Source organism: Promicromonospora sp. NPDC052451 (assembly GCF_044547525.1).
GTDB lineage: Bacteria > Actinomycetota > Actinomycetes > Actinomycetales > Cellulomonadaceae > Promicromonospora.
Map to the genome: position 1 here is coordinate 156,096 of NZ_JBIUAP010000007.1, position 13,442 is coordinate 169,537.

Here is a 13,442-nt window from a genome sequence, read left to right on the forward strand (position 1 = left end):
AGGGCCATACCGCCCTCAGAAAATATGTGACACAAACTGTGTCAACTCGGGCATTCGTCGATCGTCACGCTGGTGCGTGGCGCACGGCAGCCGTCGTGCCGCGAGGTGGACCACAGGGCGAAGGGTCGAGGGGCATGGGAACTGAGCGCGACACGAGGACGGTCCCGGCACCGGGCCGGGACGACGTCCGCGTCCTGCCGCACCTGGTGGCGCTCGACGTCGACGGGACCCTGGTCGGCCCGGACGACAGGATCCCGGCCGAGACGGTGGCCGCGCTGGAGCTGGTCCGCGCGAGCGGGCACCACGTGGTGCTCGCGACGGGCAGGTCGCTCGTGGGCATGCTGTCCGTCGCGCGCCGGCTCGGGCTGGCCCGCGGGTGGGCGGTCTGCTCGAACGGCGCGCTGACCGTCCGGCTGGACCCGGCGACGCCGTCGGGCTACGACGTGGTCGAGGTGCGCACGTTCGCCACCGGGCCCGTGATCGGCCGGGCGGTCGCACTCGCCCCGGACGTCTTCGTCGCCGTCGAGGAGGTCGGCCGCGGCTGGCGGGTCAACCGCCGGTTCGCCCCGGGAGCGCTGAACGGGCCGCAGAGCCTGAGCCCCGGCAGCCAGCTCCGCGTCGAGCACGGCGCGCGGGTGGTGCTCCACGCCGACCGGATCGCCGACCACGTCACGCACCTGCGCGAGGCCGGCGTGACCGTGACGCCCGCGGGCGCCGACTGGGTCGACGTGACCGCCCACGGCACCGACAAGGCGTTCGGCCTGGGCCGGGTGCGCGACGCCCTCGGTGTGGCCGCCGAGCGCACCGTGGCGGTCGGCGACGGGGTCAACGACCTGCCCATGCTCGTCTGGGCGGCGCGCGGCGTGGCGATGGGCCACGCCCCCGGCAGCCTCCACGCCGTGGCCGACGAGATCGCCGGCACCGTCGAGGAGCAGGGCGTCGTCCCCGTGCTGCACTCGCTCGTCCCGGCAGCGGCACGCCGGCCGGGGCTGTCGCCGCTGGCGGCACAGCTCGCCGCGGCCGTCCGTACCGTCGCGGGCGACGTCCCGCCGGGCAGCGGGCCGGACCCCGCCGTCGTCGTGCGCGTGTGGCACGGCGCGAGCCCGGACCTCGCCGGCTGCGAGGTGCACGCGCACCCGGCCGACGGACCGGTCCGGCGGGTGCCGGTCCCGGCGGGCCGCGCGTCCACGATGCGCGACGTCGAACGGGCGGCCCGCGAGGCGGGCCTCACCTACCCCCGCGGGGACACCGGACGACGGCGGGCGTACTGGCGCGGCGTCCTCCCGGGCGGTGCCGCCGGGGGCCCGGCGGCGTTCGAGCTGCCGCTGACGCCGTGCTGACGCTGTGCCGACCCCGTGCTGACCCAGTTGCTGACCCCGTGCTGACCGCTGCTGACGGCTGCTGACGGCTGCTGACGGCTCCCGGCCGACCACGGCCCCGGCCGGCGCGAGCCGGCCGATCACGACCCGGCCGGCCGGACCGGTACCCGGCGCTTCCCCGCGCTCCTCCGGGTGCCCGTCCGGTCGCGCCGTTCAGCCCTGGTCGAGGGTCGCCTCGTCCAGGTCCTCCAGCATCGAGGTCGCGTCCTCGACCACCTCGGGCAGCCGGTGCCGCACGCCGTGCAGCAGCCAGCGCGCGAGCGCGAGCTCGCCCACGAGCATCGCGCGCTCCGCGAGCCGGGGGTCGCTCAGCTCCGTGCGGCGCAGCTGGTACGCCTCCATGATCGAGTCGACCGCCTCGATCGGCGCGGCCGCGATGAGCCAGGCCAGGTCGTCCGCGGGGTCCGCGACACGCGCCTCCGACCAGCCCGACACGGCCACGACCCGCTGCCGGTCCACGAGGAGCTGGTCCGGCGCGAGGTCGCCGTGCGACACGACCGGCCGGAACTTCCAGAGGGACACGTCCTCCAGCGCCGTCTCCCAGCGCCGCAGCAGCGTGGGCGGGACACGGCCCGTCCGTGCCGCCTCGTCGACCTCGGTCAGCCGGCGTTCCCGGTACTCGGAGGCGGTGTAGCTGGGCAGCCCGCACGTCTCCACGACCGACGTCGGCAGCTCGTGGATCGCGGCGATGGCCCGGCCCAGGTCCGCGGCAAGCCCCGGGCCCGGCTCCAGCGACTCGACGTCGAGGGTGCTGCCGATGATCCGCCGGTGCACCACCGCCCGGCCGCCCTCCGGCAGGAGCGCGTAGCCCGCGACCTGCGGCACGACGAACGGCAGGACCCCGGTGTCGATGTACAGCCGGAGCGCGTCGAGCAGCTCGATCTCCGCCTCCAGTGCGGCGCCGGCCACGGTGGTGCGCGGTGCGCGCACCACCCATTCCTGGTCGTCCTGACCGGTGACGACCGCGACGTCGTAGTCGCCCGTGAGGTCTCCGACACGGACCGACCGGGCGTCGAGGCCGGGCACGGCGGCGGTCGAGAGGGCGGCGAGGGCGAGGGGCGTGCGGGACACGTGCACACCGTATTGCAGCGCCCGCGGTGCCAGGGACCAGGTCGGGGGCGTGTCCCCGGGCTCCGCGGCGGATCCGGTCCGGATCCGCCGCGGATCCGGACCGGGTCCGGTGCGGCTACCCGCGAGCCGAGGGGCGCGCGGCGGAGTGCGCGAGGACATGGCTCAGGCCGAGAGCGAGGAACAGGCCACCGCCCCACCACACACCGAGGAAGAGGAGGCCCGGGCTCAGGGTGGCCCAGACCATCGCCACCACACCGAGCGCGGCCAGCACGGCGCCGGCCCAGACCTTGCCGAGGGCGATCAGCACGCCGAGGGCCAGCATCGCGACCAGCGCCAGCACGGTCCACACATCGGTGTCGAAGCTCCCGGCGACGACACCGCCCAGGGTGAGGAGCGCCGGCAGACCCGCGAGGGCGCCGCCGACGACGCGCCAGCCGACGGCAGGCCGGCCCGTGCGCGCGAGGACCGGAACGACGAGGGCCGCCCACGCGAGCATCGCAGTGGGGACGAAGACCGTCTGCGCGGTACCGGTCACGACCGTCAGCACGAGGGCGACCACGGCGGTGACCACGGTGCGGGCACGCGCGGGGACGGCGACGGGGACCGCGGCCACCACCGCCGGGAGCAGGTTCCACAGCACGATCCCGAAGCCGTGCTCGTCGTACCGGGCGTCGAGGCCGGGGAGGGAGTCGTCGGGCCACAGGAACGACACGAACATCCCGGTGAACGCCGCCGTCCCCACCGCCGTCCACTGCAGCACACGGCGGATCCGGTCGGCCCGGCCGTCGTCGTGACCCAGCTCGGCCCGCACGCGCGCGGTGAACGTCGCCGGGTCGCCGAGGCTCTCCACCGCCTGCTCGGGAGACCTGCCGGCGTCCGCGGCGTCCGCGAAGTGCGCGCGGACGTCGTCGAGCACGGCACCGCGCTGCTCCGGGGTGAGCGCTCGCAGGCGTCTGCCCACGTCACGCAGGTAGGCGCCTTCGGTGTTCGCGTTCATCATGGTCCTCTCCGTCATCGTGATCCCTCCAGAAGTGCGTCGACCTGCGCGCCGAGCGACGCCCAGACGCGGGCGAAGGTGGCGAGCTGTTCGGTGCCGTGCTCGGTGATGGCGTAGTAGCGGCGGGGCCGGCCGGTGCCGGACGCGTCCCACCGGGGCTCGACGAGCCCGTTCTCCCGCATGCGGGCGAGCAGCGGGTACAGGCTGCCCTCGCTCGCGATGAGCTCACGTCCGGTGAGGTCGTCGGCCAGCTCGAGGCCGTACTTCTCGCCGTGGGAGAGCAGCGCGAGCACGCAGTACTCGAGCACTCCCTTGCGGAGGTTCGTGGCGATGCGCTCCTCGGTCATGGGTCCCACGGTAACCTTGCATAGCAAGACTTGCAATACAAGACTTGCTAGACAAGGTTCGTGGGCGCTCCATATCGCGTGATGCCCGGCGGCTCACCCCGCCGGGCGGCTACCGTCGTGCAGTGCTCCCTCTCGATCTCCCCTTCCTCCGCGCCGCCCACGACCGCGCCGCCCACCGGCGCGCGGAACCCCGGCTCGTCGACGACCTCCGCAAGGAGCCGGGCACCCGGGTGCTGGTGCTGCGCGGCGACCGGGTGGCCACGACCGGGTCGCGGGTCGCGCTGTTCCCCTCGGCCGACGTCGCGCACCTCACCGCGCACATCCACCTGTTCCTCGGGGAGGCCGACGGCGTCGCCTACCTGGCGGCCGTCCTGGCCGAGCCCGGGACCGACCCGGAGCCGGAGCTCGACGTCGACTGGGCCGGGATGCGCACGCTCGACGTGCCCGACCTGGAGCAGGGCCTGGCGGTCGAGGCGTTCGCCCTCGCCCGGTGGCACGCCTCGCACACCCACTGCCCGCTGTGCGGCACGCCCACCGACGTGGCGCAGGCCGGCTGGGTGCGGGTCTGCCCGGCCGACGGGTCGCACCACTTCCCGCGCACCGACCCCGCGGTGATCATGGCGATCACCGACGCCGACGACCGGCTCCTCCTCGCGCGCGGGCCCGAGTGGGGCACGGACCGCCGGTCGGTGCTGGCCGGGTTCGTGGAGCCGGGCGAGAGCCTGGAGCAGGCGGTGGTCCGCGAGACCGCGGAAGAGGTCGGCGTCGTCGTGGACCCCGGGTCGATCGAGTACCGCGGCAGCCAGCCCTGGCCGTTCCCCGCGTCGCTGATGCTGGGGTTCCGTGCCCGCGCGACCACCACGGAGCTGGTCCGGCAGGAGGACGAGATCGCCGAGGCCGACTGGTTCACGCGCGCCGAGCTCACCGCGGCGCTCGCCGAGGGCCGGCTGAGTCCGCACGGCCGCAACTCGATCGGCCGTGCCCTCATCGAGGAGTGGCTCGGCGGCCCGATGGGCGGCTGACGCCCCCGTGGGCGACGACGCGCGTCAGGCGCCCCGGATCAGCGCCTCCAGCTCGGCCTCGTCGAGCAGCCGGTCCGGACGGACGGTCGCGTCCGACCCCACGTAGTAGAACGCGGCGCTCACCTGGTCCAGCGGCAGCCCGGTCCAGCGGGACCACGCCAGCCGGTAGACGGCGAGCTGCACCTCGCGGGCCGCCCGCGCCGCGGCGTCGAGCGGTTCGCGGCCGGTCTTCCAGTCCACGACGACCACGGCGTCGGGTCCCGCGGCCGGGTCCCGGAAGACGGCGTCCATGCGGCAGCGCAGCATGACGCCGGCCACCGGGGTCTCGACGTCGGCCTCGACCGCCACCGGCGTGCGGGCCGCCCACTCCGACCCCAGGAACGTGTCGCGCAGCTTGTCGAGGTCGGTGTCCTCGGGCAGGTCGTCGTCCTCGGCGCTCGGCAGGTCGTCGACGTCGAGCAGGGTCGCGGACGTGAAGAACTGCTCCACCCACTCGTGGAACCGGGTGCCCCGGCGGGCGTGGACCGTGGGCTGCACCGGCACCGGGCGGCGGAGCTGCAGCGCGAAGGCGTCGCGGTCCGCGGCGAGCCGGACCAGCCCCGAGGCCGACACGTGCGCGGGGAACGCGACCTCCCGGTCCGCGTGCCGGTCACGCTCGGCGAGCAGCATGCGGGTGAGGTCGACCAGGTCATGGCCGGCGGCGTCCGCCAGGGTGCCACGCGGTGCGGTGAGCGCGTCGGGCGGCAGCCCTGCGGCGGCGAGCGCCACCAGGCGGTCCTCCGCCGCATCGTCCACGAGCGCCGCCGTGGCCCGCAGCACGTCGCGGGCCGTCGGCTGCGCCGGGGCGGCGCCGGCGTGCTCCGGGGCCGGCCAGAGCGCGGTGATCTCCTCCGCGTTGCGCGGGTTCTCGGCGTCCGGCTCCGGCATGGGTGCCCACAGGTCGGCGGTGACCTGGCCCGCGTCGACCAGCTCGGCGAGGAACGGGGAGAGGCCGCGCGGCCGGCTCGCCGTACCCCACCACGAGGCCGTGAGGAAGAGCTCGCGCCGGGCGCGGGTGAACGCGACGTACGCCAGCCGGCGTTCCTCCGCGAGCCGGTGCTCGCCGCACTCGGCCTTGAACTCGTCACGCAACGCGACCAGGTCCTTGGTGTCGGACGCGTGCTCCCAGTCGAAGCGCGGCAGGTCGTCGGCGTCGCCGCGCAGGTGGTAGGGCAGCTCCCCGAGGTCGGAGAGCCAGCCCGACGATGTCTCCCCGGACCGGGCGCCCCGGTCCCACGTGGGGAAGGCGCCGTCGGCGAGGCCCGCCACGGCGACCGAGTCCCACTCCAGGCCCTTGGCGGCGTGCGCGGTGATCACCTGGACGGCGTCCGGGTCCGGCTCGTGGACCGGCATGTCCAGGCCGCGCTCGCGCTCCCCGGCGACGCCGAGCCACGCGAGGAAGGCGCCGAGCGTCGCGGTGTCCGAGGACTGCGCGAACGACGCGGCGACGTCCCGGAACGCGTCGAGGTGCTCCCGGCCGCGGTCGCTCACCGCTCCCCCGACCCCGGCGCCCGCGAGCGCGAGGGCCGTGGCCGCCTCGACGTCGAGGCCCAGCGCACGTTCGGCCTGGACCACCAGCTCGGGCAGCGACAGGTAGGTGAGGCCACGGAGGTCGCGCAGCAGCCGGGCCAGGGCCGTCAGGCGTCGGTGGGCATCGGCGGACAGCACCCGGCCGTCACGAGCGGGGGTGCCCTCCGGCGGCAGGTCGTCGAGCGCGTCGACGATCGAGCGATGGTCGGTCACGTCACCCTCGACGACGCGGGGGTCCTCGTCCAGGGCGTCGGTGGTGCCGGTGGCTGCCTCTGCGGGTGTCCCGGCGCTGGTCGCGGTGGCTGTCCCGGCGCTGGTCGCGGTGGCTGTCCCGGCGGTCGCGGCCGGCGGGACGTCTTCCGGCCTGGTCTCCGCGACCGCTCGGCGCGGGTCGTCCAGGCGGGCCAGGTCGGCCGCCCAGGAGCCCAGGGCATGCAGGTCGGCGGCGCCGAGGTTCAGGCGCGGACCCGTGAGCAGACGCAGCAGCGAGTCACCGCGGGACGGGTCGTGCGCGGCCTGGAGCAGCGCGACGACGTCGACCACCTCGGGCGTGGACAGCAGGCCGCCCAGGCCCACGACCTCCACCGGGAGGCCGCGCCGGCGCAGGGCCACCTCCAGGGCGGGGAACTGGGCCCGTGCCCGGCACAGGACCGCCGCCGTCGAGCGCCCGTCCGGGTGCGCACCGGAGCGCCAGCGTGCGGCGACCCACTCGGCGACCGCGTCGGCCTCCTCCTCGAGCGTGGCGGCCACGTGCGCGGAGACCACGCCGTCGCCCGCACCGGGACGAAGGTCCAGCGGCGGCACCTCGACGTTGCCGCCCGCGCCCGTACGCGAGCGCAGCGGGCCGGACACGACGTTCGCCGCGGCGAGCACCGCGGCGTCGTTCCGCCACGACGTCGAGAGGTAGTGCACGGCGGCGGGTGCGCCGTCGCGGTGCCGGAAGCGGTCGGGGAAGCGGGACAGGCCCGCCGCCGAGGCACCACGCCACCCGTAGATGGACTGGTGCGGGTCGCCGACGGCGGTCACGGGGTGCCCGCCGCCGAACAGCCCGGACAGCAGCTCGACCTGCGCGTAGGAGGTGTCCTGGTACTCGTCGAGCAGCACCACCTCGAACCGGGCCCGCTCCGCGGCGCCCACGAGGGGCACGTCCCGGGCGAGCTCGGCGGCGAACGCGACCTGGTCGCCGAAGTCGAGGGCCTCGGCGATGCGCTTGCGACGCCGGTACTCGACCACGAGGTCCACGAACCGGGCCCGCTCCGCCACCGACGCGATGAGCTTGTCGACGTCCTTGGTCCGCTTCTTCTGCCGCGGGCCGAGCGGGACGGACTCGAGGTGCTCGGCCATCTCGGTGAGCCGGTCGCGCGCGTCGGCCGGGTCCACGAGGTGCTCGCCCAGGGCGCCGGACAGCGCCACGACCGCCGCCGTGACCGTGCTGACAGCCTTGTCGGTGCCGAGGTCCTCGTCCCAGGACTCGACGACCTGGGAGGCGAGCTGCCACTGCTCCGCCTGGCCCAGCAGGCGGGCACTGGGCTCGACACCGAGGCGGAGGCCGTGGTCGGCCACGAGGGACGCGGCGTAGGCGTTGTAGGTCGCGACGGTGGGCCGGTCGAGGTCCAGGCCGGCGAGCGCCTCGCCCGATTCCTCGCCCAGCGCGCGGTTGAGCTGCGCCAGCCGGGTCTGCACCCGCTGGGTGAGCTCGCCCGCGGCCTTGCGCGTGAACGTCAGGCCGAGCACCTGCTCGGGCTGGACCAGCCTGTTGGCGATGAGCCAGACCACGCGCGCGGCCATGGTCTCGGTCTTGCCCGACCCGGCACCCGCGACGACCAGCGCGGGCTCCAGCGGCGACTCGATGACACGGACCTGCTCGTCGGTGGGCTCGTGGCGGCCGAGCAGGCGTGCGATGGCACGCGCCGACAGCCGGATCTCGGGCTCGCTCACTCGACCACGTTCCGTCCCTCGGGCTGCAGCGGGCAGGAGCGTCGCACCACGCACACCTCGCACAGGTCGTTGTTCCGTGCCGCGAACCGCGCGGCGGCCATGGTGTCGGCGGCGCCCTCGACGGTGTCCCGCGCCCAGCTGCTGCCGTCCTCGTCCGGCGCCAGGGCCGGCTGGTTCCGGACGCTCGCCGAGACCGTCTCGGTCCCCACGTAGACGAGGCTCGCGCCCTTGCTGACCGTGCCCTCCGGCAGGTCGAGCGCACCCTCCTCGACCGCGAGCTGGTACGCGCCGAGCTGCGGGTTCTCCGCTGCCTTGTCCTTGCTGGCCGCGGTCTTGCCGGTCTTCAGGTCGGCCACCGTGACGGCGCCGTCGCCCGCATCCTCGACGCGGTCCACCTGACCACGCAGGCGCGCGCGGCCCACCCGCAGGTCGAAGTCTGCCTCGACCAGGAGCGGCTCGCCGGCGTCGGCGAGGTAGTCCGCCAGGCGCTCCACCATGCGCTCGGCCCGCTTGCGGAGCTGGAGCGACGGCCAGCCGTCGGGCAGGGCGAGCTCCGGCCAGCGCCGGTCCAGCTCCTTGCGCAGATCCGTGAGCGACCCCTTCGGGTGGCTCTGGGCGATCGAGTGCAGCAGGGTGCCGAGGGTCTGGTGGGTGGCGTCCGGCCGGGTACCGCCCGCCGCCTCGAACGCCCAGCGCAGGGCGCACGTGGTCACCGTCTCGACCTTCGACGGCGACACCGTCACCGTGTCCCGCTCGCCCCACAACGGCACCTCGCTCGACACCCCGGCCACGCCGTACCAGGTGCTCGGGTCGGCCTCCGCGACGCCCGCCGCGGCGAGGTCCGCGAGGAGCGCCGCGGCAGGGTGCTCGACGGCGGTGCGCCCGACGCGTGCCTGCTCGGGCTCGGGTGCGGGCTCGGGTGCGGGTTCGGGCTCGGCAGGCGGCGTCGCCGCGACGGCAGGCGTGGCTCGTGCCACCTGTCCCCCCGCCGACCGCACCAGCTCCGAGCGAGCCGCGGCCACCACACCGCGCAGGTCCAGCGGCGGCCCGACCGGTACCCGGCGCGGGTCGGGACCGTCGCCGCCGTCGTTCCGCGGCGCGACGAGGTCGCAGAAGACGCTGGGTGCCTCCTCCGTGTCCTCCACGGCCGTGACCAGGAGCCGGCGCCGAGCCCGGGACACCGCCACCGCGAAGGCGCGCAGCTCGTCGGTCAGCACCTGCCGCCGGGCCTCCGACCCGACCACCCGGCCGTCCTGCGACCGGCCGGCGACGAGCTCGACCAGGGCCTGCGAGCCCAGGAGGGAGTCCCGCAGGCGCAGGTCCGGCCACACGCCGTCCTGCACACCGGCCACGACCACCACGTCCCACTCACGGCCGGCCGCGCCGGCGGGCGTGAGCGCCTCCACGGCGCCCGCTCCCTGGGCCGAGGCCGCCAGCGAGTCCGCCGGAAGGTCCTGGGACGCCAGGTAGTCGACGAACGCGGCGACCGGCGCGCCCGGCATGCGGTCCACGAACGTCTCGGCGGCGCGGAAGAGCGCGAGCACGGCGTCGAGGTCGCGGTCGGCCCGCAGTCCCGCCGGCCCGCCCGCGAGCGCCGCGGCGCTCCACCGCTCGGCCAGCCCGGACGCGGCCCAGACCGCCCACAGCACCGTCTGCGCGGTGGCGCCGGCCTCGGCGGCGGCCTCGCGGCCGGCCGCCAGCACGCGGGCGACGGCGAGCGGCCCGCGCCGAACCTGCGTGGGCAGCAGCGCGGCCCGGGCCGGGTCCGCGAGCACCTCGACGAGCAGCGCGTCCGACGTCCGCCCGCCGCCCGCCGACAGCTCCTCGGCCCGCAGCGCGCGGCGCAGCCTGCGCAGTGCCACCGCGTCCAGCCCGCCGAGCGGTGAGACCAGCAGCAGCGCGGCCGTCTCCGGGTCGAGCACCTCGTGGGCGGAGCCGTCGAGCTCTTCGGCGATCAGCGCCTCCAGGCTCCCCCGGGGTGCACCGGCGCAGGTCCGCACGGCCGCCAGGAGCGGTGCCACGGCGGGCTCGTCCCGCAGCGGGAGGTCCGACCCGAGCAGCGCGACCGGCACCGACGCCGACACGAGCTCCCGCCGGAGCGCCCCCAGTCGCGTGCCGCTGCGGGCGATCACCGCCATCCGGTCCCAGGGGGTGCCGCGCAGCAGGTGCTCGGCCCGCAGCTCGCGCGCGATCCAGGCGGCCTCCTGGGCCGCACCCGCGAGCACGGCCACCTGGACGGGATCGACGGCGCCGGTTGCGTTCTCGTTCTCGGCCTTGGTCTCGCTCTCGGTCTCGGTGCGGCCGCCGGCCCGCCGGTGGAGCGCGCTCGCGGAGACGGGGATCCGGTCGGTCACGGCGCGGGTCACCGCGCGCAGTCCGGCGTCCTGCCGCCAGACCGTGCCGAGCACCACCGTCTCGGCGTCGAACGCGCCGAAGGCCCGCCCGGGGCCGGCGGGGGCGGCGGCGCGGCCGGTGAGCCCGGGTGCGGCGCCACGGAAGGTCTGGACCGCCGCGTCAGGGTCGGACAGCAGCACGAGACGCGCGCCGTCGTCGCTCAGCACCCGCAGGAGCCGGACCGTCGCGGCCGTGGCCTCCTGGTAGTCGTCCACCACGACGAGGTCCCAGGCGGGGCGGGCCACCCCGGGCACGTCCTCCGCCCAGGAGCGCAGGGCCTGCGCGGCCTCGTCGATCACGACCGCCGGGTCGTAGCGCGGCCCCGCGTCGGGCGTCGCGAGCCGCAGCGCCATCGTGTCGAGGTACTCCTCGTAGAGCTGCGCGGCCATGACCCACTCGGGGCGTTCGTTCGCCCGGCCCATCTCGTCGAGCTCGACCGGGCCGAGACCGCGTTCGGCCGCGCGCATGAGCAGGTCGCGCAGCTCCTGGCGCAGGCCCCGCAGACCGAGCGACTCCTCCGGCAGGCCGGCCGGGAGCGCGAGCGGCCGGCCCTCGCCCGCCACGTGCCCCGCGAGCAGCTCGGCGAGCACCAGGTCCTGCTCCGGGCCCGACACCAGCGTGGGGGCGGGCAGCTCCAGCGCCGCGGACCGCTTGTGGAGCACGGCGAACGCCGCCGACGACGCCGTGCGGACCATCGGCGCACCGACCGTGCGCCCGGCCCGTGCCGCCACCTCGTCCCGCAGCCGGGCAGCGGCGCGCCGCGACGCCGCGAGGACCAGCACCCGCTCCGGGCTCGTGCCACCGGCGAGGGCACGCACGGCGACCTCGCAGGCGATCGTGGTCTTGCCCGAGCCGGGCGCCCCCAGCACCAGCGTCGCGCGGCGGGCGAGCGCGGTCTCGACGGCGGCCGACTGGCTCTCGTCGAGGCGCACGGGACCGGCGCCGCCGGGAACGGTCCCGGGCGGCGCCAGACGAGGTGCGAGGGTGGGGGTCGGTGTCACGCGGACGATCGAACCACGACCCACTGACACTCCCCGCGCCCCCGCGCGGACACGTCAGGAATGCCCGATTCGTTCCGCACGTGGGCTCGTGCCCGACGGCTCAGCGGGCGTCCGGGGCGGGCCACGGCTCGGGAACGCAGCCACTGGTCGTGGTGGTCTGCTGCACCATCACGGTCGCGTGCTCCCCCTCGCCCGCGCAGAGGTCATGGTGGTAGCCGATCACGTGCCCGACCTCGTGGTTCACGAGGTACTGCCGGTAGCGGACGATGCTCCCCCAGGCCTTCGACCCCGTGGCCCAGCGCTTGAAGTTGAGCACGGCCGTCTCCTCGATGCCGCAGGAGAGCTCGCCGATCGTGTCCAGCGGGAGGCACAGCTCGTCGGTGGTTCCCGGGCTCGCCAGCACCACGCGCACGTCGTAGCGGTCGGAGTCGGTCCGGGCGAAGGTCGAGCCGTCCGCCCCGTTCCATCCGCGCGGGTCGTTCAGGGTCGCCAGCACCGCCGCCGCGAAGATCTCACGGTCCACGGGCAGGCCCCGCTCCACGGCGACCTGGACGCGCCAGACCTTGCCCTTGCTCCTGCCCTCGGCGGGCGCGGGGCGGGACCCGCGCGCCACGACCAGCCGGCCCGAGAGCTTCTCCTCGACGACGGTCCGCGTACCGACCAGCCCGGAGCCGGGGTCCGGCGCCGGGGACCGGTCGGCGGTCGGGCTCGGGACGGGACCGGGCGACGGCGGCGCCTGCTTGCCCGGCCCCGGGGCGGACGTCGCGGCCCATGGCGACGCGACGGTGCCGGAGGGCGTGGGCGAGCTCGCCACCTCGGCGGGGTCCGGGGTCGGGAGCCGCGCCGGTGCCGCCTGTGCCGCCGGCGCAGGGGGCGAGACGCGGTCGCCCGACCGGGCCGCCTCGTAGGCGTCCCGGACCACGTCGGCCGCACCGTCGCCGAGGCTGTCCTCGACCGCACCGGCGACGGCGGCGGCGGAGGCGTCCGGCTCCGTGGACATCGTGACCACCACGCCCGCGCCGAGCCCGAGCGCGAGGCACAGGCCGAGCGTCACCATCGCGCGGCGGGGGGAGGTCGGACCGCTCACGCCGACCATGGTGCCACGCACCGGGCCGCCCGCCCATGGCTTCGTCCACAGGTCTCGCCCGTGAGGTCTCGCCCGCGAGGTCTCCCGCGCGCACAGGGCCGATCGGCTCACGGCGAAACCGCGGGCCGACGGCCGCCCGCCGTGACTAGGATCGTGTGGCCGGGTCCCCGGACCCCCGGGCACACGGCGCAATCCCCGACCGAACTGGAGTAAACGTGGACGTCACCATCGGTGTGCAGAACCTCCCGCGCGAGGTCACGGTCGAGACGGAGGAGACCGCCGACGCCGTCGCGACCGCGGTCAAGAAGGCCCTGTCCGGTGGCCCGCTCGAGCTCACCGACTCCCGCGGCCGCCGCGTGATCATCCCCGGCAGCGCCATCGGCTACGTCGAGATCGGCTCCGAGGAGCAGCGCAAGGTCGGCTTCGGCGCGGTCTGACCCGTCGGCACGTGGCGGATTGCGCCCGAATGCGCCGTCCGCCACGTGGCGTTCGTTACTAACCGGGTCCCTGGACGCGTTTCGCTAACCACGCGGAAACATCGTGCGCGTACCATGACTGGCGTACATCGGTTGCCCGGTCGTCACGTTCCGACCCCCGAGCCTGTGCTCCGGCCTCACCCGAGGCCGCCCCGACAGGA

At 75.9% G+C, this 13,442-nt stretch carries 9 protein-coding genes; 3 read left to right on the forward strand and 6 right to left on the reverse strand.

Features of this window, described 5'->3' with window-relative positions:
• Nucleotides 1-134 precede the first annotated feature (134 nt).
• Nucleotides 135-1,340: an HAD family hydrolase gene (locus tag ACIG47_RS14440; protein ID WP_397431581.1), complete on the forward strand. Its 1,206-nt coding sequence runs from the start codon at nucleotides 135-137 to the stop codon at nucleotides 1,338-1,340.
• Between the two features lie 192 nt (nucleotides 1,341-1,532).
• On the opposite strand, the gene ACIG47_RS14445 is transcribed toward ACIG47_RS14440, so the two are convergent.
• The 3 genes from ACIG47_RS14445 to ACIG47_RS14455 form a co-directional block, all read right to left on the reverse strand.
• A complete protein-coding gene (locus ACIG47_RS14445; protein ID WP_397414366.1) occupies nucleotides 1,533-2,450 on the reverse strand; it encodes a macrolide 2'-phosphotransferase in 918 nt (305 codons plus the stop codon).
• Nucleotides 2,451-2,565: 115 nt separating this feature from the next.
• Nucleotides 2,566-3,465 (reverse strand): HAAS signaling domain-containing protein, encoded by a 900-nt coding sequence (locus ACIG47_RS14450; protein ID WP_397431583.1) that lies wholly within the window; start codon nucleotides 3,463-3,465, stop codon nucleotides 2,566-2,568.
• Nucleotides 3,462-3,794, reverse strand: coding sequence for a PadR family transcriptional regulator (locus ACIG47_RS14455; RefSeq protein WP_397414372.1), 333 nt, complete (start codon nucleotides 3,792-3,794; stop codon nucleotides 3,462-3,464). The genes ACIG47_RS14450 and ACIG47_RS14455 overlap by 4 nt, the downstream gene beginning before the upstream one ends.
• 122 nt (nucleotides 3,795-3,916) lie before the next feature.
• Between ACIG47_RS14455 and nudC the strand changes: the two genes are divergently transcribed.
• A complete protein-coding gene (nudC, locus tag ACIG47_RS14460) occupies nucleotides 3,917-4,816 on the forward strand; it encodes an NAD(+) diphosphatase (RefSeq protein WP_397431584.1) in 900 nt (299 codons plus the stop codon).
• A gap of 24 nt (nucleotides 4,817-4,840) precedes the next feature.
• On the opposite strand, the gene ACIG47_RS14465 is transcribed toward nudC, so the two are convergent.
• The 3 genes from ACIG47_RS14465 to ACIG47_RS14475 all read right to left on the reverse strand — a co-directional run bounded on the left by ACIG47_RS14465 (nucleotide 4,841) and on the right by ACIG47_RS14475 (nucleotide 12,805).
• Complete coding sequence (locus ACIG47_RS14465; protein WP_397431586.1) at nucleotides 4,841-8,323, reverse strand: UvrD-helicase domain-containing protein; 3,483 nt, start codon at nucleotides 8,321-8,323, stop codon at nucleotides 4,841-4,843.
• Nucleotides 8,320-11,718, reverse strand: a complete 3,399-nt coding sequence (locus tag ACIG47_RS14470; protein WP_397431587.1) for a PD-(D/E)XK nuclease family protein — start codon at nucleotides 11,716-11,718, stop codon at nucleotides 8,320-8,322. Before ACIG47_RS14470 ends, ACIG47_RS14465 begins: the two co-directional genes overlap by 4 nt.
• 100 nt (nucleotides 11,719-11,818) lie before the next feature.
• Nucleotides 11,819-12,805, reverse strand: coding sequence for a DUF3152 domain-containing protein (locus tag ACIG47_RS14475; protein WP_397431589.1), 987 nt, complete (start codon nucleotides 12,803-12,805; stop codon nucleotides 11,819-11,821).
• A gap of 215 nt (nucleotides 12,806-13,020) precedes the next feature.
• Between ACIG47_RS14475 and ACIG47_RS14480 the strand changes: the two genes are divergently transcribed.
• The gene (locus ACIG47_RS14480; protein ID WP_397414380.1) at nucleotides 13,021-13,242 is read left to right on the forward strand and encodes a DUF3107 domain-containing protein; all 222 of its coding nucleotides are present in this window, start codon (nucleotides 13,021-13,023) and stop codon (nucleotides 13,240-13,242) included.
• The last annotated feature ends 200 nt before the right edge of the window (nucleotides 13,243-13,442 follow it).

Excerpts from the sequence above, each read along its gene's own strand:
- ACIG47_RS14440 (WP_397431581.1), top strand. The coding sequence starts at position 135 with ATGGGAACTGAGCGCGACACGAGGACGGTCCCGGCACCGGGCCGGGAC.
- ACIG47_RS14450 (WP_397431583.1), bottom strand. The coding sequence starts at position 3,465 with ATGACGGAGAGGACCATGATGAACGCGAACACCGAAGGCGCCTACCTG.
- ACIG47_RS14455 (WP_397414372.1), bottom strand. The coding sequence starts at position 3,794 with ATGACCGAGGAGCGCATCGCCACGAACCTCCGCAAGGGAGTGCTCGAG.